We start from the raw sequence: 26,908 nt of genomic DNA, 5'->3' as shown, positions 1-26,908 counted from the left end.
CTCAGCTCTGCTCGATCGCGTCATAGACCCTCCAGCTGCCGTCCTCGCGGCGCAACTCGACGCGCATGCGCACGCTGCCGTAGTCGTGGCCGGACCCGTCGGGTGCGCTCACCTGCGTCCGTGTGGCGACGTCGAGCTCGGCTCGGTCCGCCTCCTGCTGCGTGATCTGAGCCGATTCGATGTCGATGCTGATGTCACTGCCTTGGAAGGCCTCGACGTCGGCTGCGCCATCGGCTGCCGCTGCCGGGGAGCCTGCGACCGTCAGCTCGGCCAGCGCTGCGGCATCGCCGAGGTGGTAGGCCTGCTCGCGTCTGCGGGTGAGCGCGGCGAACGCGTCCTTGGGGTTCTCCGGCCCCGAGGCGGTGGTCGCCGCAGGACCTTCAGTTGCTTGGTCACTAGGCGGGTTATGGCCGGCACTGCCCGGGGCGACTGCCTCACCTCTGGGATCGATGAGACCGGTGAGCAGCGCGATCCCCGACAGGCTCAGCACGAGTGCGGCCGCAGCGCCGATGAGCATCGTGCGGTTCAACGGCAGCCGCGGGAGCCGGAGCGCCCTCGAGCCGGTGTCTCGTTCCTGCCGCGCAGGCCGCTTCTGCTGCCGTTTGCGCCTCGTGGCTGCGGTGTGCTGAGTGGAGTCCTTCCTGCGCATGCGGTCGCGTCCGCTGTGCCCGGCGGCGGCGCGCAGTCGGCCGATCCCGCTGCCTGTGGTGTTGTCTTCGACCCGGTGAGCCCTCTTTTCACGCTGGCCACCGGTGGTGTGCTCGCGGCTGCGCTCATAGCGGCCGGTGAGTGCCGACGCGACGCTGGCGTCGACGCGCAGCTGGGCGGTCACCGCCTCGGACACCGAGACCTCCGCCTCGACGGGGACGAACGGAATCTGCTCCGGCTCGCCCATTGCCGCAAGCCTCGTCAGCAGCTCGGGCCCGGGCGCGGGACCGCCGCCGGGTTCGGCTTCGAGCAGTTCGATGATGATGCCGGCTAACGGCTCCGGAACGGCTGGGGTGAGGTCTGGGACCGGCACCCCGTGCTCCTCCCATGTCAGGCCGGTCAGGCACAGATAGGCAAGCTGACCGAACTCGACCGCCTCGCTCGACACTGACTCAACCGGCACCGTATGGCCGGGCACGAGGTGAATGGCACCGGCATCATCGACGCCGAAGGCGCTGCGGTGGCAGCGCAACCGGCCGGAACTCGGTTCAGGGGCGGCACACAGCGCCTCCAGGCAGGCACCGAGCACCGCCAGAGTCTGCCCGAGGGTCAGCCCGGCATAGCTGCGCAGCGCATCGACGAGCAGACCGCCGTGGAAGCGGGGCACGATGAGCCCGTTGCCGCCTGCCTGCCGCGGCTGGCCGAGCACATGGGCGGGCTGCCCATCGACTGAGGCGACGTCGCTTGCGCGGGTGCCCTCCGCCTCGGGAACGGTGGCAGGATCGCAGCTCACCGGCCCGCCAGTGAGCTCAGCGGTGCCGATTCCCGGCCACCGGTGCGTGATATCGGCCACGTCGCCCTCGGGCAGGAACCAGGCGGTGCGCTGCCCTGTGCTGATGCGGCGGATCCCCGGTGCCACCTCGGCGACGGTGTGCCACGTCTGCTCGGCCATGTCCCTCCTGTCTGCACTCGTGGTGATCGGCTGTGCGGCAAGGCTACGGCTGGGCTGGAGGGTGTTGCCATGGGCTTGTCGGATCTGTGGATAACCGTCGGCGGCGGATGCGGACGGCTTTGCCCGCCTGCAGCGTGCGGCATAGGGTGAGTGCATGTCATTCACAGTGGAATGCCTCGGGTATGCACCCGACTATGTCGACTACCGCAGCGCCTGGGATCTCCAGCAGCGCTATCACGCCGACGTCATCGCCGGCACGCGCGAGTCCACCCTCCTGTTCCTGGAACATTCCCCCGTCTACACCGCTGGCAAGCGCACCGAAGACCATGAGCGCCCGGTCGACGGAACGGAGGTCATCGACGTCGACCGCGGCGGCAAGATCACCTGGCACGGACCCGGCCAGCTCGTCGTCTACCTCATCTACCGGCTCAACGACGCCAAAGACGTCAAGCTCTTCGTCGACCAGATCGAAGATGCCCTCATCGACGTGTGCGCCTCCCTGGGCATCGAGACAATGAAGGTCGACGGCCGCTCCGGCGTGTGGCTGGCCGCCACCGACACACTGCCCGAGCGTAAGATCGGCGCGATCGGCATCCGCATCCACGAAGGCGTGACGATGCACGGGCTGGCCCTCAACTGCTCGAACGATAACACCGGATTCGACTCGATCGTGCCCTGCGGCATCGCCGATGCCGGGGTCACGAGCCTGAGTGCCGAAACCGGCCGCACTATCACCCCCGCCGACGTCGCTCCGGCAGTCGAAGCGGCGCTCGCCAGGCACATCACCGCCTGAGACAATTGAAGCCCCGGCATCAGCCGCGCCGGCCGGCGCACCTGCACGAGGCACGACCACCGACGAGAAGGACCCACAGTGACGATTGCTCCTGAAGGACGCAAGATGCTGCGTGTCGAGGCACGCAACGCCCAGACGCCGATCGAGAAGAAGCCGGCCTGGATCAAGGCGAAGGCCAATATCGGACCGGAGTTCACCGAACTCAAGTCCCTGGTGCGCTCCTCGAAGCTCAACACGGTCTGCGAGGAGGCCGGCTGCCCGAACATCTTCGAATGCTGGGAGGACCGCGAGGCGACCTTCCTCATCGGCGGTGAGCAGTGCACCCGCCGCTGCGACTTCTGCCAGATCGACACCGGCAAGCCGGCCGACTTCGACGCCGACGAGCCGCGCCGGGTGGCCGAATCGGTCGCGACGATGGGCCTGCGCTACTCGACGATCACCGGTGTCGCCCGCGACGACCTCGACGACGGCGGTTCCTGGCTGTACGCCGAGACCGTGCGCCTCATCCACGCGATCGAGCACGAGGACGGCCACCAGACCGGCGTCGAACTGCTCATCCCCGACTTCGACTCCAACGACGACCAGCTCGCCGAGGTGTTCTCCTCCCGGCCGGAGGTGCTGGCCCACAATGTCGAGACCGTCCCGCGGATCTTCAAGCGCATCCGCCCCGGGTTCCGCTACGAGCGATCGCTGTCGGTCATCACGAAGGCCCGCGATGCCGGCCTGGTGACGAAGTCGAACCTCATCCTCGGCATGGGTGAGACCAACGACGAGGTCATCGAGGCGATGCAGGACCTCTACGATGCCGGCACCGACCTGCTGACCATCACCCAGTATCTCCGCCCATCGCCCCGGCACCATCCGATCGAGCGCTGGGTCAAGCCGCAGGACTTCGTCGAGCTGCGCGATGCCGGTGAGGAGATCGGCTTCGCCGGTGTCATGAGCGGACCGCTCGTGCGCTCGTCCTACCGGGCCGGCCGGCTGTGGGCGCAGGCGATGCGCCGCCGCGGTGAGGAGATCCCCGTCCACCTGCTGCACCTCGACCGGGAGATGCCGGCCAAGCAGGAGGCGCAGGCGGTCGTGAATACCTTCGGACCCGGCGAAGAGGTACAATTCTAGGTTGTCCGCCCAGCACGGCTGGGGCGTCATCCGCCACACCAATGAAAGCTGATTGAGCACAGGAATGTCAGAAGAGAAGCCACGCCGCTTTTTCAAGCGCAAGCCGAAGGATCCGAGCAAGCCGGGCCGCATCGCGCAGATGCGCCAGGTTGTGCAGCTGTCGAAGAAGCACAACCCCGCCACCGTCTGGCTCATGCTCGCCGCGATCGTCGGCCTCACCGCCCTGGGTGTCGGGGTGGGCTTCCTCTTCGGCCCGATCTGGCTGTGGACGATCCTGGGCCTCATGCTCGGTATCTTCCTGGCCCTGTTCATGCTCGGCCGCTTCGCTGAGACTGCCGCGTTCAAGGAGATGGAGGGCCAGCCCGGTGCGATCGGTGCGGTGCTCAACACCTGCCGGCGCGGCTGGCTCATGGATGAGCAGCCCATCGACGTCGATCCGCGCAGCCGCGACCTCGTCTTCCGCTCCACCGGCAAAGCCGGCGTGGTGCTCATGAGCGAAGGCCCCAAAGGCCGGGTCGAGAAGCTGCTGGCCAAGCAGAAGAAGCGCCACGAGCGCGTGCTGCCCAATGTGCCGATCTACACGCTGCAGGGCGGCGAACAGGACGGCCAGATCCCGATGAGCAAGATCGTGCGCACCGTCCACCGGCTTCCGCGCAAGCTGAACAAGGCCGAGATCCTCGCCGTGCGCAACCGGCTGACCGCTCTCGGCTCGGTGACGAAGAACCCGCCGATCCCCAAGGGCATCGACCCGATGAAGGCCCGGCCGAACCACCGCGCGATGCGCGGACGCTGAGCCTCAGCACCGGCGACACTCGGAGACCAACGACGAAGCGGCAGGCTGTGCACGTGCGCAGCCTGCCGCTTTCGCGTGCCGCGGCGAGCCCCGCCTCGGGCACGGGAGGGTTTCCTCAGCTGCGCACGACGGCGGTGCGGGCGGCGATGTCGTGGAAGCCGCGCCGGTCGGCATCGAAGATGACGGCTGGGATGACGAGCATGAGCAGCAGGGTGCGGATAAAGCCGGAGGCGATGCCCGGGGTTGCGCCGTCGAGACGGATGACGCGGATGCCGAAGATCTTCTGCCCGACTGTTGTACCCAGCAGCGAGACGAGCACGAGGTATTCGATGAAGAAGATCGCGAGGATGGCGAGATTGCTGCCGTCGAAGAGCCAGAACGCGATGCCCAGGCACATGAGGTAGTCGAGCCACAGGGCCAGCAGCCGGCGCCAGATCGGCGCGATCGCGCCCGGCCCGTCCTCGGGCAGGCCGAGCCGGCTGCCCGGCCAGCTGCTGCCGGTGCTGGCGGCAGTGGGTCCGTTGAGCCATGAGCCGAAGTCATCTCGCTGAATCACGCACTCAAGTGTAACCGCCGGCGGTCGGCCGCTGTGCACCGGCAGTCCGTGATGCAGCACTCGCAGACGGCCGGGAAAAACAGCGTGGCACCGACTCTGGCGGGTGTGCGGTGAATTAGGATGGAGAACACACCACAGGGCCACGCCCGAGTCGTGGCCCGCGACTTTCAGGAGTGATCTTGTTCAATACCCCGGCTGAGCTCGTCGCCTACATGAAGGAAAACGACGTCGACTTCGTCGACATCCGATTCTGTGACCTTCCCGGTGTGGTGCAGCACTTCAACCTCCCAGCCTCGGCCTACGGCGAGGATAAGCTCGAAGAGGGCCTGCTGTTCGACGGTTCATCGATCCGCGGGTTCACCTCGATCCACGAATCGGACATGAAGCTCATCGCCGATGTCACGAGCGCCTACATCGATCCGTTCCGGATGGCCAAGACGATGGTCATCACGCACTCGATCGTCGACCCGTTCACCGATGAGCCGTTCTCCCGCGACCCGCGTCAGGTCGCTGCGAAGGCCGAGGCGTACCTCAAGTCGACCGGCATCGCCGACACCGTGTTCTTCGGGGCCGAGGCTGAGTTCTACCTGTTCGACTCGATCCAGTACCAGAACCACCCGGGCAACAGCTTCTTCAAGATCGACTCGGTCGAGGCCGCCTGGCGTTCCGGCGCCGAGGAGGGCGGCAGCAACCTCGGCTACAAGACCCCGTTCAAGGGCGGGTACTTCCCGGTCTCCCCGCAGGATCACTTCGCCGATGTGCGCGATGCGATCTCGCTGACGCTGGCGGAGATCGGCTTCGAAGTCGAGCGCGCCCACCACGAGGTCGGCACTGCCGGTCAGCAGGAGATCAACTACAAGTTCGACTCGCTGAAGAAGGCCGGCGACCAGCTGCTGGACTTCAAGTACGTCGTCAAGAACGTCGCCTGGGACTTCGACAAGTCGGTGACCTTCATGCCCAAGCCGCTGTTCGACGACAACGGCTCGGGCATGCACTGCCACCAGTCGCTGTGGAAGGACGGCGAGCCGCTGTTCTACGATGAGAACGGCTATGCAGGACTGTCGGATCTGGCGCGCTGGTACATCGGCGGGCTCATTGAGCACGCTGGCGCGGTGCTGGCGTTCACGAACCCGACGATCAACTCCTACCGTCGGCTCGTCAAAGGCTACGAGGCACCGGTCAACCTTGTGTATTCCTCCGGCAACCGCTCGGCGGCCATCCGCATCCCGGTCACCGGTGCCTCGCCGAAGGCCAAGCGGCTGGAGTTCCGCGCCCCAGACCCGTCGGCCAACCCCTATCTGGCATTCTCAGCCCAGCTCATGGCCGGTCTCGACGGCATCCGCAACCGCATCGAGCCGCCGGAGCCGATCGACAAGGATCTCTACGAGCTGCCGCCGGAGGAGCTGGAGGACATCAAGCTCGTGCCCGGCACGCTCGAGGAGTCCCTGGCCGCACTCGAGGAGGACCACGACTTCCTCACCGAAGGCGATGTCTTCACCGAGGACCTCATCGACACGTGGATCTCCTACAAGCGCGAAAACGAGCTCGACGTCGCTCGTCTGCGCCCGACCCCGACCGAGTTCGAGCTGTACTACTCAATCTGATGAGCACCCCGTGACCTGAGCAGCCCGGCCCGGCTGACAGGTGCAGCGCCGCAGGCGGTCTCCCCCACCGGGATGCCGCCTGCGGTGTCTCTGTGTGGGCGGCCCGTTGACGATCGGGCTGATCTCGTAGGATTTGTATCATGGCTCATTACGACGTACTTGTCATCGGCACCGGGTCCGGCAACTCCATCATCGATCACCGCTTCGACGACCTCTCGGTCGCCATTGCTGAGTCCGCCCGCTTCGGCGGCACCTGTCTCAACGTCGGCTGCATCCCGACGAAGATGTTCGTGCACACTGCCGACCTCGCCCGTCTTGCCGCTGATGGTGAGCGCTTCGGCATCGACACCTCCTTCAACAGCGCGGACTGGCAGTCGATCCGCGACCGGATCTTCTCGCGCATCGACCAGATCGAGTCCAGCGGCCGCGCCTACCGAACCCATGAGCTCGACAATGTCACCGTCTACCCCGAACATGTCGAGTTCACCGGTGCCCGCTCCTTCCGCACCGCCTCGGGCACGGAGTTCACCGCCGACCGCATCGTCATCGCCACCGGCTCCCACCCGGTCGTTCCGACGGCCGAGGGCCTCGATCCCCAGCGCGTCGACACCCCCGGCTACCCGGTGCGCACGTCGGATACCATCATGCGCATCGATGCGCTGCCGGAGTCGATGGTCGTCATCGGCGGCGGCGTCATCGCCGCCGAGTTCGCCCATGTCTTCTCCTCCTTGGGTGTGGAAGTCACGGTGCTCGTGCGCGGGAAGCGGCTGCTGAAACACTCCGATGAGCTCGTCTCCGAACGCTTCACCCACGCGTTCGGCGCCGCCCCGCGCATCGACCTGCGCACTGACACCGTGGCGACCCGCTACGAGATCCGCGAAAACGCTGAGGCTGCGCAGGGACAGCCCGGCGCCCGGGCCGTACGACTGACGACCGATGCCGGGGATGTCATCGACACCGACCTCGTGCTCATGGCCACCGGCCGCACGCCCTCGACCGGGCAGCTGGGCCTGGAGCACACCGACATCGACGTCGAGCGGGGCTCGATCAGCGTTGATGAGTACCAGCGGGTGCGCTCCGGGGGAAAGCCGCTGCCCGGTGTCTTCGCGCTCGGCGACGTGTGCTCGGACTACCAGCTCAAACACGTCGCCAACCACGAGGCGCACATCGTCAAGGCCAACCTGCTCGCCGACATCGCCTCCGGTTCAGTCGGTGGCGCGCAGGAGGCCGATCTCACCGAGGCCAACCATCACGCGGTCCCGGCAGCGGTGTTCTCGTACCCGCAGTCGGCCGGCGTCGGCCTGACCGAGGCTGAGGCCCGGGAGGCTGGCTGCGACTATACCGTCAAGGTCCAGGAGTACAGCGACGTCGCCTACGGCTGGGCGCTGGAGGACCGGACCGGATTCTGCAAGGTCATCGCCGATCGCACCAGCGGGCAGATCCTCGGCGCCCACATCCTCGGCGCGGAAGCCTCGATGATCATCCAGCCGCTCATCCAGGCGATGGCCTTCGGGCTGCCAGCTGACCAGATGGCCAAGCACCAGTACTGGATCCATCCGGCGCTGCCCGAGGTCGTCGAGAACGCCCTCCTCGGCCTCGAGCTCGGCTGAGCAGGTGCGAACCGGTGGTTCAGAACCGGCGAGAGTAGCCGCGGGCGAATTCGTCGGGGTCGGCGACGTGGCCGCGATTGGCCGCGTGGGCGTGGCTGCCTGCCTGCTCTTCGTCGAAGTCGTAGAACAACCGCTCCATGACCTTCCGTGCCCGGCGGGTGGCGCCGAGGTAGTCGTCGAAGAGGTCCTGGCCGCACCCGGGTTCGTAGTCGAGCAGCCGGGCAGTAGCCTCCAGTTCGGCTGAGTCCGCCGGCAGGGCGGCTGCCGTGCGGCCGCGGAACAGGGTCACAGCTGAGCGCACGCCGGTGGCCAGCAGCCAGGCCTCGCTGAGGATCTCGGCGTCCTCGGCACCGACCTCCCCGGCGGCGAGGAGCGCGTCGAGGGCTGCCAGGGTCTCGGTGGTGCGCAGATGTGGATTGTCAGCGGCGTGCTGCATCTGCAGCAGCTGAACCGTCCATTCGACGTCGGACAGGCTGCCGCGGCCGAGTTTGAGGTGCCGATTCGGGTCAGCGCCGCGGGGCAGGCGTTCACTCTCCATGCGCGCTTTGAGCCGGCGCATCTGCCGCAGCGAGGATTCAGGCACCTCGTCGGGGTAGCGCAGCGGGTCGATGAGCTCGGTGAAGGCATCGCGCAGAGTCTGCTCACCGGCGATCGGCCGGGCGCGCAGCAGCGCTTGCGCCTCCCACGGCTCGGACCACTTGTCGTAGTAGCCGGCGTAGGAGTCCAGAGAGCGCACGAGCGGCCCCTTCTTGCCCTCCGGACGAAGGTCCGCATCGATCTCAATCGGTCGGGAGGGCCCGGCGCTGCCGAGCTGATTGGTCACCTCGAGCGCGACCCGGCGCACGTGCGAACTGAGCGTGGAGCGGGCGTCGGCGTCGAGGTTCTTCTCCAGAGAGCGGAAGGCAAACATCACATCTGCGTCGGAGAAATACCCGATCTCAGCTCCCCCGAGGCGGCCCATCGCGATGATCGCGAACTCGTACTTGCCCACCTCGGCATCGGCGTCGAGTCCGGCGCGTACCGCGCGCACGGTCGCATCGATCGCCGTGTCCATGAGGGTGGCCAGCTGCTTGGGGATGTCCCTGCGGTCGGCAATGCCGAGGATGTCGGACAGCGCGATGCGCAGCACCTCCCGGCTGTAGCGGGCGCGCACCGCCGGGACCGCCTCGTGGCCGTGCCGGTCGACGATGCCGCGCAGCTGGGCTTCGATGTCCTCTGGCTCCCGCAGCTGCAGCCGACTCTGATCGTCCAACCAGGACACGGCGCTGGGGTTGCGCAGCAGCAGCTCGGTGGCGAACGAGGACAGCGACAGCACGTGGGCCATCGACTTGGCTGCGACGCCGGAATCGCGCAGCATCTTGACGTACCACGTCGAAGTCGACAGCGATTCGGAAAGCCGACGGAACGCCAGCAGCCCGGCATCAGGGTCTACACCGCGGGAGAACCAGTCGAGCAGCGCCGGGAGCACCTGCTTCTGCACCATCGCTGCGCGCGACACACCGGTGGTCAGCGCCTGAATGTGCTTCATCGCCGACTTCGGATCGCGGTAGCCGAACGCCGACAGACGTTCGCGGGCCGATTCGGCTGAGAGCCGGGAGATCGCCCCATGGCCGGCAGCGGCTTCGAGGATCGGGCGGTAGAAGATCTGCTCATGAAGCGCCCGGATCCGCCGGGACCGGGACTCGCGCTCCTCCTGCAGCCGCTGCGGAGAGCGGTCGCCGAGGGCGTAGACGCTGCGCGAGAGTGCGCGCATCTTCTTCTCCTGTGTCGGCAGCAGCGCAGTCCGGCGCATCCGCGGGATCTGCAGCCGGTGCTCGACGGTGCGCAGAAACCGGTAGGACTCGCTGAGGTCGGCGGCATCATCGGAGGAGATGTACCCGCGTGCACCGAGCCGGTCGAGCAGCTCGAGGGTGTTCGTCACCCGGATGGCTTCGTCGTCGCGGCCGTGGACGAGCTGCAGCAGCTGGGCGGAGAACTCAACATCCCGCAGTCCCCCGGCCCCGAGCTTGATCTGGCGTTTGGCTTCCTTGGCCGGGATGAGGTCGACGACGCGGATGCGCATCCGCCGCACCTCGTCGATGAACCCGGGTCTGGCCGAGGCGGTCCACACATGCGGGTTGAGGGTCTCGAACCAAGCTGTGCCCAGGTCGCGGTCACCGGCGATCGGGCGGGCCTTGAGCAGCGCCTGGAACTCCCAGTTGTGGGCGATGTTCTCGTAGTAGTGCTCGAACTCCTCCAGTTTGCGCACCAACGGGCCGTTCTTGCCCTCCGGACGCAGTGCGGCATCGACCTCCCACAGGGGAGGTTCGGGCGCGTAGCCGGCGATGACCTCGGCCAGCCGGTGGGCGAGCTTCGTCGCTGTTCGCGCACCGGATTCGTCGAGTTCGGCCAGTCTGCGGGCCTGCGCACCGTGGTCGGTGTCCTGGCCGCCGCTGTCGGGCTCACCGGTGTCAGCAGGTGCCCAGCAGTAGACGACGTCGACGTCGCTGACGTAGTTGAGTTCCCGGGCTCCGCACTTCCCCATCGCAATGACAGCCAGCCGCACCGTCTCGGCATCATCGGTTTCGGCCCGCGCGACGGCGAGAGCGGCGTCGATCGCCGCGGCTGCCATGTCGGCGAGCAGCGCGGACACATCGCAGACGATCTCATTGGCGAACAGGCTGCCGAGATCGTCGCAGGTGAGCTGGACGAGCAGATCCCGGTAGGCCTGCCGCAGCGCGACGACAGCGTCCTCCCCCGTGACCGAGGCGACCGGGGCCTCGGCGGCGGGATCGGCACCGATGGCCTCGAACAGGTGGGCCCGCAGCCGCGCCGGTTCGGCCGCCTCGGTGCCCAGGAGCAGGGTCTGGTTCTCTGCGGCGAGCAGGAACACCGCCTCGGGCCGGCGCACGAAGTGATCGACTGAGACATCCGAAGTCCCTGCCAGATGCGACAGTCGTGGGAGGAAGTTCGAATACTCATCGACGGCGCTGGCAAAGCGGCGCTGACCCTTCTCATCGAGTGCCTCGATGGTGCGCAGGATCCCAAGCGCCGCGGCATCCGGGTCAGGTGCCTGGGTGATGAGCTCGACGCTGACCGGTGAGCTCAGCACCTCCCTGCCGAGCAGCTCGTCGGCCTCAGCCAGGAACCCCCTGGCACGGCGGGAGTCCCCGAAGCCTGAGCGGCTGCGTGCGGGGTCGACCTGACGGCTCATATGGTGTTGAAGTGGCGTCGGTACTCGTGCGGGGTGACCTGGTCGCGGTAGTCGACCCACTCCTGCATCTTGTTGCGCAGCACGAACTCGAACACCGCTTCGCCGAGGGTGTCGGCGACGAGTTCGCTGTTCTCCATCTTCGCGACCGCGTCGTTGAGGCTCACCGGCATCGCCGAGATGCCGAGTGCGCGGCGCTCATGATCGGACAGCAGCCACACATTGTCCTCGGCTTCGTCGGGCAGCTCGTAGCCCTCTTCGATGCCCTTGAGGCCAGCGGCCAGCATGAGCGAGTACGTCAGGTACGGGTTGGCTGAGGAGTCGATGCCGCGGTATTCGACCCGCGCCGAGGAGGCCTTGCCCGACTTGTACTGCGGGATCCTCACGAGTGCGGAGCGGTTGCGGTGGCCCCAGCAGATGTAGCTGGGCGCTTCGTGCCCGGTCCACAGCCGCTTGTAGGAGTTGACGTACTGGTTCGTCACCGCTGAGATCTCCGGGGTGTGCTCCAGCAGACCGGCGACGAACTGCCGGCCGGTCTGGGAGAGCTGATACTCAGCACCGGGTTCGTAGAAGGCGTTCTCATCGCCTTCGAACAGCGAGACGTGGGTGTGCATGCCGTTGCCGGGCTCGTCGATGAGCGGCTTGGGCATAAACGAGGCGAACACGCCCTGTTCGAGGGCGACTTCGCGGATGACGGTGCGGAACGTCATGACGTTGTCGGCCATCGTCAGCCCGTCGGCGTAGCGCAGGTCGATCTCGTTCTGGCCAGGGCCGGCCTCGTGGTGCGAGAACTCCACGGAGATGCCCATCGATTCGAGCATCTGCACAGCACTGCGGCGGAAGTTGTTCGCCGTGCCGCCATCGACGTGGTCGAAGTATCCTGCGGTGTCGACGGGCACCGGCGGCTGGCCGCCGAGGTGGCCGGACTTGAAGAGGTAGAACTCGATCTCCGGGTGGACGTAGAAGGTGAAACCGCGGTCGCTGGCGATCTTCATCTGGCGCTTGAGCACATTGCGCGGGTCCGAGGCCGACGGGGTGCCGTCGGGATCGTAGATGTCGCAGAACATCCGGGCGGTCGGCTCGGTGTCTCCGCGCCACGGCAGCAGCGCGAAGGTCGCCGGATCGGGCCGCAGCACCATATCGGCTTCGAAGATCCGGGAGAAGCCCTCAACGGAGGAGCCGTCGAAGCCGATGCCCTCCCGGAAGGCGCCTTCGAGTTCGGCAGGCACGATGGCCACCGACTTGAGCTGGCCGAGCACATCGGTGAACCACAGGCGGATGAACTTGACGTCACGGTCTTCGACCGTGGACAGCACGTACTCCTGCTGGCGGTTCATCGACATCAGCCGTTCCACTCCTTGTCCTCAGCGTCCCACTGCTTCGTGTTCTCGGCTGCCTTGGCCAGGGCCTGTTCGGCTTCTTTGGCGGTGTCGTAGGGGCCCATGCGGTTCTCCCAGTTGCTCTGCGGGCCGTGCTCGACCTTGCCGGTCTTGGTGTTGAACCAGTACTTCTCGGCGCCGTAGGTCTCTTCCTGATCAGTCATCGCTGAGCTCCCTCGTCGGACGGTTAGGCAGCGCCGGGGACGCGTGTGCCCCAGGCACCCTGTCGTCCCAGTCTAGCGCGCTGACTGGCGGCAATTGGCCGCTATCGTCCGCGCGCCGTAAGGTGTGCGTCAGGGAGTTGTGAATTGCGCCCCAGAGCGTTGAAATGAAAGGTCTGTCAATGAAGATTGCCGTTCCCACTGAAGTCAAGAACAGCGAATTCCGCGTGGCCATCACCCCAGCCGGTGTCAATGAGCTGACCAAGCGCGGTCACGAGGTCAGCGTCCAGGCTGGCGCCGGTCTCGGCTCGAGCATCACCGACGAGGAGTACGCCGCCGCCGGTGCCACCATCACCCCTGATGCCGCCTCGACGTGGGAGGCCGGCGAGATGGTGCTCAAGGTCAAGGAGCCCGTCGCTGAGGAATACGACTTCCTGCGGAAGGATCTCACCCTCTTCACGTACCTGCACCTGGCCGCCGATGAGCCGCTGACCAACCGCCTCGTCGAGGCCGGCACGACAGCGATCGCCTACGAGACCGTCCAACCCGATGGTCAGGGTCTGCCGCTGCTGGCACCCATGTCCGAGGTCGCAGGCCGCCTGTCGACCCAGGTCGGCGCCAACAGCCTGCTGAAGAAGAACGGCGGCCGCGGCATCCTGCTCTCGGCCGTCCCGGGTGTCGAACGCGGCAAGGTCACCGTCGTCGGCGCCGGTGTCGCCGGCACCGCTGCCGCCCGCATCGCCCTGGGTCTCGGTGCGCAGGTCGACATCTTCGACATCTCGCTGCCGCGTCTGCGCCAGCTCGAAGAGCAGTACGGCACCGGCCTGCAGGCCCGCATGTCCAACGAGTACGACATCGCCGATTCGCTGCGCACCGCAGACCTCGTCATCGGCTCGGTCCTCATCCCCGGCAAGCGCGCCCCGAAGCTCGTGACCGACGAGATGGTCCAGAACATGAAGCCCGGCTCGGTGCTCGTCGACATCGCCATCGACCAGGGCGGCTGCTTCGAGAACTCGAAGCCGACCACCCACGACGACCCGACCTTCGAGGTCCACAACTCGGTGTACTACTGCGTGGCGAACATGCCCGGTGCTGTGCCGACCACCTCGACCCGCGCCCTGACGAACGCCACCATGAGCTACGTGCTCAAGGTCGCCGACCAGGGATGGCGCGAGGCGATGAAGAAGGACACCGGCCTGGCACGCGGCCTCAACACCTTCGACGGCCACGTCACCAACGCCAATGTCGCCGAGGCATTCAACCTCGACTTCACCGCACCTGAGAAGGTCCTCGCAGACTGAGGCACGTCTCACCGCAGGCGGCCGTCTCCACACCTGGAGGCGGCCGCCTTCCGCGTTAGACTGGGGATCATCATGACTTCACACGCACCGCTTGGCACCCTGCGCAAAGGAACCGTCTCTCCGATCCTGCCCGTTCCCAAGGACATCCCGCGTCCGGAATACGTCGGCAAGGCCGTCCCGAACGAGGGCAACGCCGGCGATGTCTACTCCGCCGAGGACATCGAGAAGATCCGCGCCGCCGGCCGCATCGCCGCCAACGCGCTCGAAGCCGTCGGCCAAGCGGTGGCTCCCGGCGTCACGACCGATGAACTCGACCGCATCGCCCACGAGTTCCTCTGCGACCACGGCGCCTACCCGTCATGCCTGGGCTACCGCGGGTTCCCCAAGGCCTGCTGCACCTCGGTCAACGAGGTCATCTGCCACGGCATCCCCGATGACACGGTGCTCAACGACGGGGACATCCTCAACGTCGACATCACCGCCTACTTCGAGGGCATGCACGGGGATACGAACTTCACATTCTTTGTCGGCGATGTCGATGACGAGTCCCGCAACCTCGTGCTGCGCACCCACGAGGCGATGATGCGCGGCATCAAGGCCGCCAAACCCGGCCGCCAGATCAACATCATCGGCCGGGTCATCGAGAAGTACGCCCAGCGCTTCAGCTACGGCGTCGTCCGCGACTACACCGGCCACGGCGTCGGCGCGGAGTTCCACTCCGGGCTCATCGTCCCCCACTACGACGCCGCCCCAAACCACGACGAGCTCATCGTCCCGGGCATGGTCTTCACCATCGAGCCGATGCTCAACCTCGGCACCGAGGGATGGGAGGCATGGGATGACGATTGGACGATCGTCACCGCCGATAAGAAGCGCTCAGCCCAGTTCGAGCACACCATCGCGATCACCGAGACCGGCGCCGACATCCTCACCCTGCCCGATGAGACCGCAACCATCTACGGCGGACCAGGAGACCCGGCATGAGCCCGGCAGCGCAGCGCGCTGACTGGGCCATCGGCGTCGACATCGGCGGCACCGGCATCAAGGCCAGCCTCATCGACCCGGTCGCCGGTGAGCTGGCGTTCAAGCGCAGCCGCATCCTCACCCCGCAGCCGGCCACCCCCGAGGCGGTGGTCGCCACGGTCAGCGAGGTCGTCGGGCAGGTCATCGACAAGGCCCTGCAGAAGGACATCATCGCCGATGCCGCCGAACTCGACCACGCCCCCATCGGCGTGGCCTTCCCCGGCGTCCTCAAGGACGGCGTCGTGCGCTTCGCCCCGAACCTCGACCAGTCCTGGATCGGCGAGCACCTGCCTGAGCATCTGGAGAAGGCAACCGGCCGCAGCTGCTACGTCCTCAACGACGCCGATGCCGCAGGCCTTGCCGAGATGACCTTCGGCGCCGGCCGCGACTACCGCAAGCAGACCGTCATCCTCACCACCCTGGGCACCGGCATTGGCACCGCGCTGTTCGCCAACGGCCAGCTCGTGCCCTTCACAGAGCTCGGCCACATCGAGATGAACGGCGCTGATGCCGAGACACAGGCCGCCGAATCGGTGCGCACCCGCGAAGGGCTGAGCTTCGAGCAGTGGGCTGAGAGGCTCCAGCAGTACTACGCGCAGATCGAGCTGCTCCTCCACCCCGACCTCATCATCGTCGGCGGCGGAGTGTCGAAGGAGCACGAGAGCTTCCTGCCGCTGCTCAAGCTCGAAGCCCCGATCCGGCCGGCTGAGCTGCGCAATGCCGCCGGCATCGTCGGAGCCGGCTACTCGGCCGCACGCGCCGGCCGGACGAAGGTGAAGAAGAACACCGCCAAATAGCGAGGTGAGCCGCCCGGTGGCGTGCCGGTTTTGCACCCAGCTGAACACTGTTCAATAATTGAACGATGTTCAGCTACTCTTCGCTCGCCGATCGCGTCCTCGCTGGCACCCCGGCCACTGCTGACGACGCCCACGCCATCCTCTCCAGCTCCGATGAGGAGCTCCTCGACCTCGTCGCCGCCGCCTCCCGCCTGCGCCGGGAGCACTTCGGCAGCCGGGTGAAAGTCAACTACCTCGTCAACCTCAAGTCCGGCCTGTGCCCGGAGGACTGCGGCTACTGCTCGCAGCGCCTTGGCTCCGAGGCCGAAATCCTCAAGTACTCGTGGCTGCCCGGTGACGAAGCCCGCCGGCAGGCGGAGTTCGGCCTGGCTGGCGGCGCCTCGCGCGTGTGCCTGGTGGCCTCCGGCCGCGGCCCGTCGAACCGCGATGTCGAGCGCGTCTCCGGCATGGTCGAGGACATCAAGTCCGCCAATCCCGGCGTCGAGGTGTGCGCCTGCCTCGGCTTCCTCAAGGACGGCCAGGCCAAGCGCCTCAAGGACGCCGGAGTCGACGCCTACAACCACAACCTCAACACCGCCGAGTCCCACTACGCCGACATCTGCTCGACGCACACCTTCGCCGACCGCGTCGACACCGTCGACAAGGCCCGCGAAGCCGGCATGTCGCCGTGCTCGGGCCTCATCGTCGGCATGGGCGAGACGAACGCCCAGATTATCGAGACGATCGAATCGCTCAAGGCCGTCGACTCTGATTCGATTCCGGTCAACTTCCTCATCCCCTTCGACGGCACTCCGCTGGAGGGCACGAACACGCTGACCCCGCAGCACTGCATGCGCATCCTGTGCGCGGTGCGGTTCATGTGCCCGGACCGCGAGCTGCGCATCGCCGGTGGCCGAGAGATGCACCTGCGCTCGCTGCAGCCGCTGTCGCTGCATGTGGCCAACTCGCTGTTCCTCGGTGATTACCTCACCTCCGAGGGCCAGGCCGCAGAAGACGATCTCGACATGATCGTCGACGGCGGCTTCGAGATCGTCGGTGCGAAGAACACCGCCCAGCTGCGCGATGAGCTCAAGGCCCACCGCGCCGCCCACCAGGCCGCCTTCGACACCAGTGCCAACGGCACCGGCGCCTCCGAGGACACCGCCTCGGCGGCAAGCCCGGCGGCTACCGCGAGCACCCTGCCGTGCGGCAAGCCGCTGCCGCCTGCCGGCCACGAGGCGGGTTCGACCGGTGTGCAGATCCCGACGATCCGCCGCCGCGGTGCCGGCACGGAGCTCGCCCCCAATGCCTGACCAGCACCAAGCCTCGACTCTGAAGCGCGACACCGGCCTACTGTGGCACCCGTATGGGCCACTCGATGCCGGTGCGCACTTCTCGGTCACCGGTGCCTCGGGCCCGTACGTCGACCTGATCGACGCCGCAGGCACCAGCCACCGGCTGCTCGACGGCATGAGCTCGTGGTGGTCGGTCGTTCACGGCTACCGCCACCCGGTCATGGACGCCGCGCTCACCGAGCAGATCGGGTCGTTCTCCCACGTCATGTTCGGTGGGCTGACCCACGATCCTGCCGTCGAGCTTGCCGAACGGCTCGTCGACGTCACTCCTGCCGGGCTCGATCACGTGTTCCTCGCCGATTCCGGTTCGGTCTCTGTCGAGGTCGCGCTCAAGCTCGCGATCCAGTACCAACGGGCGCGCCGGCGGCAGCGCGGCACGTTCCTCGCCCTCGAAGGCGCCTATCACGGCGATACGACCGGGGCGATGAGCGTGTGCGACCCGGTCGGCGGCATGCACGCCGATTTCGCGGCGCTTCTGGCTGAGAACGTCTTCCTGCCCCGGCCGCCGCTGCCGGAGGCGCCCGCCGCCGAGGTGGAGGCGTGGGTTACCCAGGCAGAGAACCTCGTCGACGCCCATGCTGAGGATCTGGCCGGCATCATCGTCGAACCCCTGTTCCAGGGGGCCGGTGGCATGCGGCCGTACCATCCGGCGGCACTGCAGGCGCTGCGCCGGCTGGCCGATGAGATCGATGCGGTGCTCATCGCTGATGAGATCGCCACCGGTTTCGGGCGCACCGGCACCGCCTTCGCCTGTGAGACTGCCGGCATCGTTCCGGATGTCATGTGCCTGGGCAAAGCCCTGACCGGTGGATACCTCACCATGGCCGCACTCCTGTGCCGCGGCCCGGTCGCTGAGGTCATCACGCAGTCGTCATACCGAGCGCTCATGCACGGCCCGACCTTCATGGCCAATCCGCTTGCCTGTGCTGCGGCGTCAGCCTCGCTTGGGCTGCTCTTCGGCGATGAGACGAGCGGCTGGCAGCCGGCGATCGAGCGCATCTCCCCGGCCTTGGAAGCAGGCCTCTCCCCTGCCCGAGAGCTGCCGGGCGTCCATGAGGCCAGGGTGACCGGCGGGATCGGCGTCATCGAACTCGACCGGCCCGTCGACGTCGGCCTCACCACCCGCATCGCGGCCAGGCACGGCGTGTGGTTGCGGCCGTTCCGCCAGCACATCTACACGATGCCGCCCTACATTTCCACACCGGAGACGATCGCCACGATCACCCTGGCGATGGTCGCCGCAGCGGCTGCCCACACCGAGGAGACGGAGTCGTGAACGCCGTCGCCGCGCGGCTCGCGGCTGCCGGTGAGCGACGGCAGGCTGCTGATATGCACCGCACTGATCCGGTGCTCACCGGCCTCGACCTCGCCTCGAACGATTACCTCAGCCTGTCCCAGCACCCGCAGGTGCGTGCGGCGGCCATCGAGGCGATCGAGCAGTTCGGCACCTCGGCACGTGCCTCCCGGCTCGTCACCGGCACGACGCGAGCCCATCACGCGCTCGAAGCCGCCCTGGCCGAGCGGCTGCTCCACCCGGCCTGCGTCACCTTCTCCAGCGGGTATATGGCCAATCTCGCTGCGGTGGCCACACTGGCTGGGCCGGATACGCTCATCGTCTCCGACGCCCACAACCACGCCTCGCTCATCGATGCGTGCCGGCTGACGAAGGCACCGGTGCAGATCGTCGCCCACAACGACACGGCAGCCGTCGAGGCCGCACTGGCCGAACGCCGCCAGCCCGAGGCACTCGTCATCGTCGAATCGGTCTACTCCGTCCTCGGTGATGCCGCAGATCTGGACGCACTGCTCGATCTGTGCGCCCGCTACGACGCGATGCTCCTCGTCGACGAAGCTCACGGCCTCGGGGTCGCCGGCACCGGTGAGCACACCGGCTTTGGCGCAACCGCCCAGCTCTCAGCTCACCGCGACCGGCTCGTCGTCACCGCCACCTTGTCCAAAGCTCTCGGCTCGCAGGGCGGTGCGCTGCTGGGCAGCGAGCTCATCCGCGACGCGGCGATCAACACCGCCCGCTCGTTCATCTTCGACACCGGCCTGGCACCGGCCAATGCCGCTGCCGCCCGTGCCGCACTCGACCTCATCACCCCAGAACGGGTCTCCGACATGGCGGCTGCCCGCGCTCAGCTGGCGGCCGCGCTCGAGGTGCCGGTCCCGGCCGGTGCGGTGCTCTCGGTGCCGATGCCCAGCCCCGAATCCGGAGTGCGGGCCCGGGAGCTGCTGCGCGAGGAGGGCATCCTCGTCGGCTGCTTCCGCCCGCCCTCGGTCCCCGATGGCATCACCCGGGTGCGGCCGACCGCCCGCGCCGGCCTCAGCAGCGCCGAACTCGAACGCGCCTGCACCCGCATCCGTGCGATCACCGATGCCTGCGCATCCCTGGTCGCCGGCGCTCAGGTGACCGGGTCATGATCCCCCGGTACCTGCTTGTCACCGGCACCGACACCGGTGTCGGCAAGACGATCGCGACCGCCGCCCTGGCGGCAGCGCTCTCAGCGGCCGGGCGACGGGTCATCATGGTCAAGCCCGTGCAGACCGGGCACATCAGCCCCGATGACCCCGAGCGCACCGAACTGGAGGCACAGTACTCCGACGTCGTAACCGAATCCGATGCGCAGATCATCGCCCGGCTGGCCGGCATCGAGACGTTCACACTCACCACCCTGCGCCTGCCGATGGCACCAGTCCCGGCCGCCCGTGCCGAAGGCGCCAGCCTGCCGACAGCCGGTGAGCATGCTGAGTACATCCGCGAGCTGGCTGCGAAGACCAGCGCCGACCATGTCCTCATCGAAGGCGCTGGCGGGGTGCTCGTCGACTTCGGCGGGCACACGGCAGCCGATCTCGCTCGCACCCTGGCAGCCGAATCCTGTGAACCGGTCGGTGCCGTCATCGTCGCCCGCTCACGGCTGGGCACACTGAATCACACCGCACTGACCGCCGAAGCGCTGGCCCACCGCGACGTGGACGTCACTGGCCTCGTCATCGGCTCGTGGCCTGATCCTGCCCTGCCGGTCGATATCGACAACCGCGAGGCGCTCACGACCATCGCCCCGCTGCTCGGTGCCCTGCCAGCCGGAGCCGGCCACCGCCTCGGTGCCGGTGATTTCCAGGCCCAGGCACCTGCCTGGCTGCGCCTGCCGGACTGACCTGTTCATGAGTGCTCGTGCCACTCCTGCAGCACCCGGCTGAGATTCTGGTTGGCATCCTCGAGTGCCTTCTCATTGGCCGCCTGGCCGAACTATCAAATGTATAAAGGACTGCAAAGACGGGGAGGTCAGGCCGCCTGTACGCCGGGTTCTGTCCGCAGGCGGGTCGCCCCGGTCTGCGTGACGGTCATCTGTCTAGGAGCACCGTTGCCGGTGCCCTCAAGCGATCTACCCGACAGCTTCAGCGAGCAGCCGTCAGGCGCTGTCTGTGCGATCTTGCTCCCGGCGGGGTTTACCGTGCGATCCCAGTCACCTGGCACCCGGTGGTCTCTTACACCACCCTTTCACCCTTACCGGCCGATGACCGGCGGTCTGCTTTCTGTGGCACTGTCCCGCGAGTTGCCCCGGGTGGGCGTTACCCACCGCCGTGCTCTGTGGAGCCCGGACGTTCCTCGTCAGCATCTGCTGCCGCGACCGTCCGGCGACCTGACCTCGGCCTCCAGTGTACGCCCGCGCCCGAGGCGACAGGCACCGGATGTGCGCATCCTCACCTGCACCTGAACGCAGGTTGGGGTCTGGAGATGGCTACGATGGCTGGCGTGATTGTTCTGCTGCCGCCCTCTGAGGGCAAGACGCTTGCCGCCTCGGGTCCGGTGCTCGATTTCGATGAGCTGAGCTTCCCGGAGCTCACCGGTGCCCGCATCGAGGTTCTCGAATCACTCGCCGAGGTCTCAGCTGAGCCCGATGCCTGCGAGCAGCTCGGTGTGGGGCTCTCCCTCCAGGACGATGTCGAGCGCAATACGCACCTGACGGAGATCCCCTGTGCTCCTGCGCTGGAGACTTACACCGGGGTCCTGTATGCCGCCCTCGATGCGGGGAGTATGCGCGGCAAGGCTGGCGAACGTCTCTCGCAGGTCTATGTATCCTCAGCGCTGTTCGGGCTCCTGGCAGCAGGTGATCCGATTCCTGCCTACCGGCTGTCGATGAAGACGAAGCTCGCCGCGCATGGGGTGCTCGCCACATGGTGGAAGAAGCGCCTCTCACCGGTCCTCGATGAGGAGTTCGCCGGTCAGCTCATCCTCGACTGCCGCTCGACGGAGTACCGCAAGTCCTGGCCGGGGCCGGTCGATCAGGTCGTAACCGTTTCCGCAGTGACGGAGAAGAACGGCAAGCGCTCGGTCGTCTCCCACAACGCCAAGCTCACGCGCGGGGAGCTCGCCGGTCATCTGCTGCGCAGCAGAGCGGGCCTGCCGGAGACTCCTGAGGCGCTGCTCAAGGCTGCGCGCAAGCACTATGAGGCGGAGCTGACCCCTGCCACGAAGCGCAAGCCTGCCGAGCTGACGATCGTTCTGCCCGGCTGAGAACACTCACGTGCAGGTCAAGCGTGCAGCAGCAGAGCGCCGCACTCATCGCAGTCGGCGGTTGCTCCGGATCCCGAGGCGCCGAGTCGGTCGATGGTCATCGCGCTGATCTGCGAGCCGCAAGAACCGCAGGAGCCGGCGCTGACATGCGCGGCCGTCGGCTGACCGGCGGCGAATGCCTGCATCAGCCGGCTGCCGATCGGGCCGGGCAGCTGGGAGGCGATCTGCTGGCGTTTGGCGGCGAGCTCTTCGCTGCGGGACTGCAGTTCGGCGGCGCGATAGGCGCGTTCGGCCTGCAGCTGCTTGCCGGTGGCGGCGATCTGATTGAGGTCCTCGGTGACGGTGCTGATGCGCTCGGTGAGGTCGTCGATCTCGCCCATGACTTCGAGCTGGTCGTTCTCGCGCTCACCTTTGGCTGCAATCGCGGTGTCGATATCGGACTGCAGCGCCACGAGGTCACGGCTGGTCAGGCCTTCACCGGAGTTGAGGGCATCGCGCATCTGCTCGATGCGGGTGCTGCGGGCTTCGACGTCGGCATCGATCTCAGCGGCCTGTTTGCGGTATCCGGCCTGGGCGGCTTCGAGCTCTTTGAGCATCGCGGCAGTCGCCTGGTGTTCGCCGGCGAGCTGGCGCAGCCGGGCGATGAGCTCGGTCTGCTTGGCCTCATGCTCGGTCTTGCGTGATGCGGCTGCCGTTTCGATCCAGTCGTTCAGCGCCTGCTGCTCGTCTGTGCTCAGTATTGTCGTGTTGGCTGTCATGTATGTCATTCACCTGCCTGTCCGATGCGCTCTGTCCACGGGTCGGTCGAGATCTCCGAGACTGTGACCGTCACGTCCATGCCGCCTGAGCTCAGCCGTTCGCGCAGCTGTTCGGCGGCTCTGGCCATCCACATGGATTCGGCTGCCCAATGGGAGATGTCGATGAGATGCGGGGTGCCTGCGGCGCACCGGTGGGCGGTGTCCCGGGCTTCGGTGGCCGGGTGATGGCGCAGATCGGAGGTGATGTAGACCTCGGCGTCGGTGGCGCGGACTTCGTCGAAGAGCGAGTCCCCTGCTCCCCCGAGCACGGCCACCCGCTCGACCTGAACTTCGGGGTCGCCTGCGATGCGGATGCCGGTGGCGGTTACCGGTGCCGCCTTGGCCAGGCGGGCGGCGAGCTCGCGCACACTCACCCGAGCCGACAGGGTTCCGACCCTGCCGAGACCCACTCCGGCAGGGGCGTCGCTGTGCTGGACGAGCGGGGTGAGTCCGGTCAGTTCGATCGCCTCAGCCAGAACGTCGGAGACCCCTCCGATGACGGAGTCGGCGTTGGTGTGGGCGTTGTACTGGGCGATGCCGGAGCGGATGAGTTCCGTGATGGCCCCGCCCTTGAGAGTGTCGGCTGCCACGGAGGTGATCCCGCGCAGCAGCAGCGGGTGATGGGTGAAGAGGAAGTCGGCTCCCAGGTCTTTCGCCTCGGCGATGACGGCATCCATCGGGTCGAGTGCGAGGTGGATGTGGGAGACCTCAGCAGACGGGTCGCCGACAGCGAGCCCGACGCTGTCCCAGGGCTCTGCGTAGGCCGGAGGCCACAGCGAGTCGCAGATGCTGACGATGTCCGAAACGCGAGGTGAGCCCATGCGGATACCGTAATACATTTCAGCTGCTGAGAACATTCGCCATGATGAGCCTGTCCGTGCTAGCCGCTGGCGGTCTGGCACAAGATGAGACCCCCGTGCAGAGCGCTTCAGGCCCTAGCGCATAATCGGTGGTATGAATCACATCACTGCCCTGAATGCCAGCACCATCTCCGATGCGGTGGCCCGGTCTGCACGCCGGAACACCGACCGGGTCGGCGTCGTCTTCGCCGACCGCACCTGGACCTACCCGCAGCTCGATGTCGCCATCACCGCCGTGGCCCGGCATCTGGTCTCACTCGGCCTGTCCAAGGGTGAGCGCGTCGCCGCCTACGGCAAGAACTCCGACCTGTACCTCATCGTGTTCCTCGCCGCCGCGCGCGCCGGCCTCATCCACGTGCCGGTGAACTACCAGCTCAAGGAGAACGAGCTCCAGTACATCCTCACCGACTCCGGCGCCGGCGTCGTCATCGCCGATGCCGACCTCATGGAGCATGTCGAGAACACCGAGGCAGGCCAAGCCGCCCAGCGCCTGACGATGGACGACCTCGTGCCGGTCGCCACTGCCACAGATGTCACACCGGTCGGCGAGGGCGAGTTCGATGTCATCGACACCGACGCCGTCCAGCTGCTCTACACCTCGGGCACCACCTCGGCGCCCAAGGGTGCAGTGATGACGCACCGGTCGCTCATGCACGAGTACCTCAGCTGCCTTGACGTCCTCGACTTCTCGGCTGAGGACCGGCAGGTCCACGCACTGCCGATGTACCACTCGGCGCAGATGCACGTGTTCCTGCTGCCGAGCCTGCTCAAGGGCTCGTACAACATCATCGTGCCCGCTCCCGTCCCGGCTGAGCTCATCGAGCTGTTCGCCTCGGAGCGGATCACCTCATTCTTCGCCGCACCCACGGTGTGGGTGGCGCTGGCGAACACCCCGGCGTTCTTCGAACGCGATCTCTCCAGCCTCAAGCGCGCCTACTACGGTGCATCGATCATGCCCGGCCCGGTGCTGAAGAAACTGCGCGATCACCTCCCGGAGCTCGGCTTCTACAACTGCTTCGGCCAGTCCGAGCTCGGCCCGCTGTGCACGGTGCTGCGACCGGAGGAGCACGACGATCATCCCGGTTCGGCAGGCCGCCCGGTGCTGTTCGTCGACGCCCGCGTCGTCGACCCGATGGGCCAGGAGGTCGGACCCGGTGGGCAGGGCGAGATCGTCTACCGCTCCCCGCAGCTCATGCGCGAGTACTGGAACAAGCCCGAGGCGACCGAGGAGGCGCTGCGGGATGGCTGGTTCCACTCCGGTGACCTCGTCGTCGCAGATGAGCAGGGCTTTATCGAGGTCGTTGACCGCGTCAAGGACGTCATCAACACCGGTGGTGTGCTCGTGGCCTCCCGCCAGGTGGAGGACGCGATCTTCGAACTCGACGCCGTCGGCGAGGTGGCAGTCGTCGGCATGCCCGATGACAAGTGGATCGAGGCGATCACCGCGTTCGTTGTGCCGAAGGGTGAGATCACCGAGGACGCGGTCATCGACCACGTCAAAGAGCGCCTGGCTCCGTTCAAGGTGCCCAAGGCCGTTCACTTCGTCGAGGAGCTGCCGAAGAACACCTCGGGCAAGATCCTCAAGCGCGAACTGCGCGACCGCTGAGCATTGAGGCTGGGGCGTGTGGGAAAGGGCGCCCCGGCCTGCTCGTATGGCATACTGTTGTCCGGCCGGAGACGATTCCGGCTGGGGGCCTATAGCTCAGTTGGCTAGAGCATCTCGTTTACACCGAGAGGGTCGGGGGTTCGAGTCCCTCTGGGCCCACTTTTTCTTCAAGTCTCGGGACATCGTCCACTCGATGCCCCGAGACTTCTTCTCGTTTTGGCGCTGATGTCCCAGGCTACCCGCCATCGAGAAACGACACGCAGGACGCTTCACCGCCATCCTCACCAGCGCCGGCACCGCCTCGGTCAACTGGCTCATCCACCTCGGCGACCACATCTGCACTCACCATGACGGCCAGCCGTCAACCTCTCCCTGGGCCCAGGCGCCAGCTCTACAGGACATGAGCGCGTGGTCTCGCAGCTAGGCTTGGGAGATGGAGACTGTGACACGGCCGGTTCATCCCGCACTTCAGAGCTGCCTGGCTGAGCCCATGGTGGCCTACGACATTGTGCTGCCGGTCGACGCCGTCCACGTGGGAGTGCCCAGCACGGCCGCCACGGTGATCATCGCGGTGGAGGAGCCTCTCGATGTGGGGTGGCTTCACGAACCCAACCGATCCACGGCGCGCTGGTGCTCGATCTCCGGTCTCCATCTGCGTCCTGCGCTGATTCACACGCACGGTCTCCAACGAGGTATTCATCTGGCTGTCACACCGATTGGATGCCGAGCACTCTTCGGCGCACCGATCGGCTCTGTGGCAACACACACCGTCGATATGGATGACCTGCCGCGAGGGCTGACCTGCGACGAGCATGAAAGCATCGCCAGTCGCACCTCGTGGACAGACCGCCTCGCCGCCGCGGAAGCCATGCTGTTGACCCGACTGAATCGGTGGGCTGGCGACCCCACGGTGACGGCGGCGTGGCGTCTCCTTGGGAGTGGTCTTCCGGTCGCCGAGGTGGCCGCGGAAATTGGGTACTCGCGGCGCCACCTGAGAAATCGCGTCCGCGCAGAGTTTGGCCTGACGCCCAAAGAGATCAGCCTTCTGGCCCGCTTCGAGAACGCCCAGCGCCTTGTCGCATCAGGAGCGTCCCTGACCGAGGCGGCCAGCAGTTGCGGGTATGCAGATCAGTCGCACCTCTCGCGGGAATGGAAGAGATTCGTCGGAGGCAGTCCCAAAGCTCGAACTGAAGATTTCCCAAATCTTCAAGACCTGGCACTGATCGCCGACCATGATTGAACACATGACGACAACCAAGCCCCAGCTGTTTCACTGCCTCACCTACGCCGATGCCGACAAAGGTCTAGCGTTCCTCGCCGCGCTCGGGTTCGAGCAGGTCCTCGTTGTCCGCAGCGAAGCAGACCCCAGCCGGGTTGAGCATGCCGAACTGCGCTGGCACGATTCGGGCGGGATCATGCTTGGCTCCGCCCGGCAACCAGGCCCTCACAGGATCCCAGACACGGCCGGCCAGGCCCGCTGCTATCTCGTGGTCCCGGCAGACGCTGACGTCGACGCAACCTACGAGAAGGCGATGGCAAACGGCGCCACGACCATCGAAGTTCCCGCCGACCAGCCCTACGGCGGACGTGTCGCCACCGTCGCAGATCCAGAAGGCAATCTCTGGTCTGTTGGCTCGTACCCGGGCGAGTGAGAACATGTCTTGACTCGGGACACATCTGGGCCCACTTCTTAGAATCTCGGGACATCGTTCACTCGATGTCCCGAGATCTCTTTTGCTTCGACATTGGTCTCTCGCGTCATCGTTCCGTATGTCGCATCAGCGGACACGTTCCGTAGACCGGTCAGCGATGCGGCGTCGTTCTGCCCACTCGTGGAGAACTCGCCCGCCGCCGGGGTGACCAGCA

Annotated in this window: 23 protein-coding genes, 1 tRNA gene and 1 other RNA gene; 17 read left to right on the top strand and 8 right to left on the bottom strand. The window is 66.8% G+C overall.

Going from position 1 to position 26,908, the window contains the following annotated elements:
- Position 1: 1 nt before the first annotated feature.
- Positions 2-1,600: a hypothetical protein gene (locus tag HLA91_RS06700; protein WP_170274053.1), complete on the bottom strand. Its 1,599-nt coding sequence runs from the start codon at positions 1,598-1,600 to the stop codon at positions 2-4.
- 154 nt (positions 1,601-1,754) lie between these two features.
- Here HLA91_RS06700 and lipB point away from each other — a divergent pair, with 154 nt between their 5' ends.
- From lipB to HLA91_RS06685, 3 genes are all read left to right on the top strand, one after another.
- A complete protein-coding gene (lipB, locus tag HLA91_RS06695) occupies positions 1,755-2,393 on the top strand; it encodes a lipoyl(octanoyl) transferase LipB (protein WP_170274052.1) in 639 nt (212 codons plus the stop codon).
- Between the two features lie 78 nt (positions 2,394-2,471).
- Complete coding sequence (gene lipA / locus HLA91_RS06690; protein WP_170274051.1) at positions 2,472-3,512, top strand: lipoyl synthase; 1,041 nt, start codon at positions 2,472-2,474, stop codon at positions 3,510-3,512.
- A gap of 64 nt (positions 3,513-3,576) precedes the next feature.
- Complete coding sequence (locus HLA91_RS06685; RefSeq protein ID WP_170274050.1) at positions 3,577-4,305, top strand: DUF4191 domain-containing protein; 729 nt, start codon at positions 3,577-3,579, stop codon at positions 4,303-4,305.
- Positions 4,306-4,420: 115 nt separating this feature from the next.
- On the opposite strand, the gene HLA91_RS14185 is transcribed toward HLA91_RS06685, so the two are convergent.
- Entirely contained in the window at positions 4,421-4,861 is a 441-nt protein-coding gene (locus tag HLA91_RS14185) for an RDD family protein (RefSeq protein WP_170274049.1), read from the bottom strand.
- A gap of 179 nt (positions 4,862-5,040) precedes the next feature.
- On the opposite strand from HLA91_RS14185, the gene glnA reads away from it, so the two are divergent.
- Both glnA and HLA91_RS06670 read left to right on the top strand, forming a co-directional pair.
- Entirely contained in the window at positions 5,041-6,465 is a 1,425-nt protein-coding gene (gene glnA, locus HLA91_RS06675; RefSeq protein WP_170274048.1) for a type I glutamate--ammonia ligase, read from the top strand.
- 140 nt (positions 6,466-6,605) lie between these two features.
- A complete protein-coding gene (locus HLA91_RS06670) occupies positions 6,606-8,075 on the top strand; it encodes a mycothione reductase (RefSeq protein ID WP_102159966.1) in 1,470 nt (489 codons plus the stop codon).
- Between the two features lie 19 nt (positions 8,076-8,094).
- On the opposite strand, the gene HLA91_RS06665 is transcribed toward HLA91_RS06670, so the two are convergent.
- The 3 genes from HLA91_RS06665 to HLA91_RS06655 are packed head-to-tail and all read right to left on the bottom strand — an operon-like array spanning position 8,095 to position 12,808.
- On the bottom strand, positions 8,095-11,268 hold the full coding sequence (locus HLA91_RS06665; protein WP_170274047.1) for a bifunctional [glutamine synthetase] adenylyltransferase/[glutamine synthetase]-adenylyl-L-tyrosine phosphorylase: 3,174 nt from the start codon (positions 11,266-11,268) through the stop codon (positions 8,095-8,097).
- Positions 11,265-12,602 carry a glutamine synthetase family protein gene (locus HLA91_RS06660; protein WP_102160708.1) on the bottom strand — a complete coding sequence of 446 codons (1,338 nt, stop codon included), beginning with the start codon at positions 12,600-12,602 and terminating at the stop codon, positions 11,265-11,267. The genes HLA91_RS06665 and HLA91_RS06660 overlap by 4 nt, the downstream gene beginning before the upstream one ends.
- 5 nt (positions 12,603-12,607) lie before the next feature.
- Positions 12,608-12,808: a hypothetical protein gene (locus HLA91_RS06655; RefSeq protein ID WP_102159962.1), complete on the bottom strand. Its 201-nt coding sequence runs from the start codon at positions 12,806-12,808 to the stop codon at positions 12,608-12,610.
- A gap of 179 nt (positions 12,809-12,987) precedes the next feature.
- Between HLA91_RS06655 and ald the strand changes: the two genes are divergently transcribed.
- The 7 genes from ald (at position 12,988) to bioD (ending at position 20,418) form a co-directional block, all read left to right on the top strand.
- Complete coding sequence (gene ald, locus HLA91_RS06650; RefSeq protein ID WP_102159960.1) at positions 12,988-14,106, top strand: alanine dehydrogenase; 1,119 nt, start codon at positions 12,988-12,990, stop codon at positions 14,104-14,106.
- Between the two features lie 72 nt (positions 14,107-14,178).
- Entirely contained in the window at positions 14,179-15,090 is a 912-nt protein-coding gene (gene map / locus HLA91_RS06645; protein ID WP_102159958.1) for a type I methionyl aminopeptidase, read from the top strand.
- The gene (gene ppgK, locus HLA91_RS06640; RefSeq protein WP_170274046.1) at positions 15,087-15,926 is read left to right on the top strand and encodes a polyphosphate--glucose phosphotransferase; all 840 of its coding nucleotides are present in this window, start codon (positions 15,087-15,089) and stop codon (positions 15,924-15,926) included. Before map ends, ppgK begins: the two co-directional genes overlap by 4 nt.
- Positions 15,927-15,991: 65 nt before the next feature.
- Positions 15,992-17,218, top strand: a complete 1,227-nt coding sequence (bioB, locus tag HLA91_RS06635) for a biotin synthase BioB (protein ID WP_102159955.1) — start codon at positions 15,992-15,994, stop codon at positions 17,216-17,218.
- A complete protein-coding gene (locus tag HLA91_RS06630) occupies positions 17,211-18,536 on the top strand; it encodes an adenosylmethionine--8-amino-7-oxononanoate transaminase (protein ID WP_170274045.1) in 1,326 nt (441 codons plus the stop codon). The genes bioB and HLA91_RS06630 overlap by 8 nt, the downstream gene beginning before the upstream one ends.
- Positions 18,533-19,684 carry an aminotransferase class I/II-fold pyridoxal phosphate-dependent enzyme gene (locus HLA91_RS06625; RefSeq protein ID WP_170274044.1) on the top strand — a complete coding sequence of 384 codons (1,152 nt, stop codon included), beginning with the start codon at positions 18,533-18,535 and terminating at the stop codon, positions 19,682-19,684. Before HLA91_RS06630 ends, HLA91_RS06625 begins: the two co-directional genes overlap by 4 nt.
- Positions 19,681-20,418, top strand: a complete 738-nt coding sequence (bioD, locus tag HLA91_RS06620) for a dethiobiotin synthase (RefSeq protein WP_170274043.1) — start codon at positions 19,681-19,683, stop codon at positions 20,416-20,418. Before HLA91_RS06625 ends, bioD begins: the two co-directional genes overlap by 4 nt.
- A 124-nt stretch (positions 20,419-20,542) precedes the next feature.
- On the opposite strand, the gene rnpB is transcribed toward bioD, so the two are convergent.
- An RNA gene (rnpB, locus tag HLA91_RS06615) (RNase P RNA component class A) lies at positions 20,543-20,908 on the bottom strand.
- 109 nt (positions 20,909-21,017) lie between these two features.
- Here rnpB and HLA91_RS06610 point away from each other — a divergent pair.
- Positions 21,018-21,779: a peroxide stress protein YaaA gene (locus HLA91_RS06610; RefSeq protein WP_170274042.1), complete on the top strand. Its 762-nt coding sequence runs from the start codon at positions 21,018-21,020 to the stop codon at positions 21,777-21,779.
- Positions 21,780-21,796: 17 nt separating this feature from the next.
- On the opposite strand, the gene HLA91_RS06605 is transcribed toward HLA91_RS06610, so the two are convergent.
- Entirely contained in the window at positions 21,797-22,537 is a 741-nt protein-coding gene (locus HLA91_RS06605; protein WP_170274041.1) for a zinc ribbon domain-containing protein, read from the bottom strand.
- 5 nt (positions 22,538-22,542) lie between these two features.
- Positions 22,543-23,397 (bottom strand): Nif3-like dinuclear metal center hexameric protein, encoded by an 855-nt coding sequence (locus tag HLA91_RS06600; RefSeq protein WP_170274040.1) that lies wholly within the window; start codon positions 23,395-23,397, stop codon positions 22,543-22,545.
- 133 nt (positions 23,398-23,530) lie between these two features.
- On the opposite strand from HLA91_RS06600, the gene HLA91_RS06595 reads away from it, so the two are divergent.
- The 4 genes from HLA91_RS06595 (at position 23,531) to HLA91_RS06580 (ending at position 26,694) form a co-directional block, all read left to right on the top strand.
- A complete protein-coding gene (locus HLA91_RS06595) occupies positions 23,531-25,042 on the top strand; it encodes a fatty acyl-CoA synthetase (protein ID WP_170274039.1) in 1,512 nt (503 codons plus the stop codon).
- Between the two features lie 85 nt (positions 25,043-25,127).
- Positions 25,128-25,201: transfer RNA gene (locus tag HLA91_RS06590), tRNA-Val, on the top strand.
- A 274-nt stretch (positions 25,202-25,475) separates the two neighbouring features.
- Entirely contained in the window at positions 25,476-26,282 is an 807-nt protein-coding gene (locus tag HLA91_RS06585; protein ID WP_170274038.1) for a helix-turn-helix domain-containing protein, read from the top strand.
- 4 nt (positions 26,283-26,286) lie between these two features.
- A complete protein-coding gene (locus HLA91_RS06580; protein WP_170274037.1) occupies positions 26,287-26,694 on the top strand; it encodes a VOC family protein in 408 nt (135 codons plus the stop codon).
- The last annotated feature ends 214 nt before the right edge of the window (positions 26,695-26,908 follow it).

This window comes from Brevibacterium luteolum (genome assembly GCF_013004595.1).
Taxonomy (GTDB): Bacteria; Actinomycetota; Actinomycetes; order Actinomycetales; family Brevibacteriaceae; genus Brevibacterium; species Brevibacterium luteolum.
The sequence above is the reverse complement of the archived record's forward strand: the minus strand, read 5'-3'. Positions and strand labels throughout refer to the sequence as shown.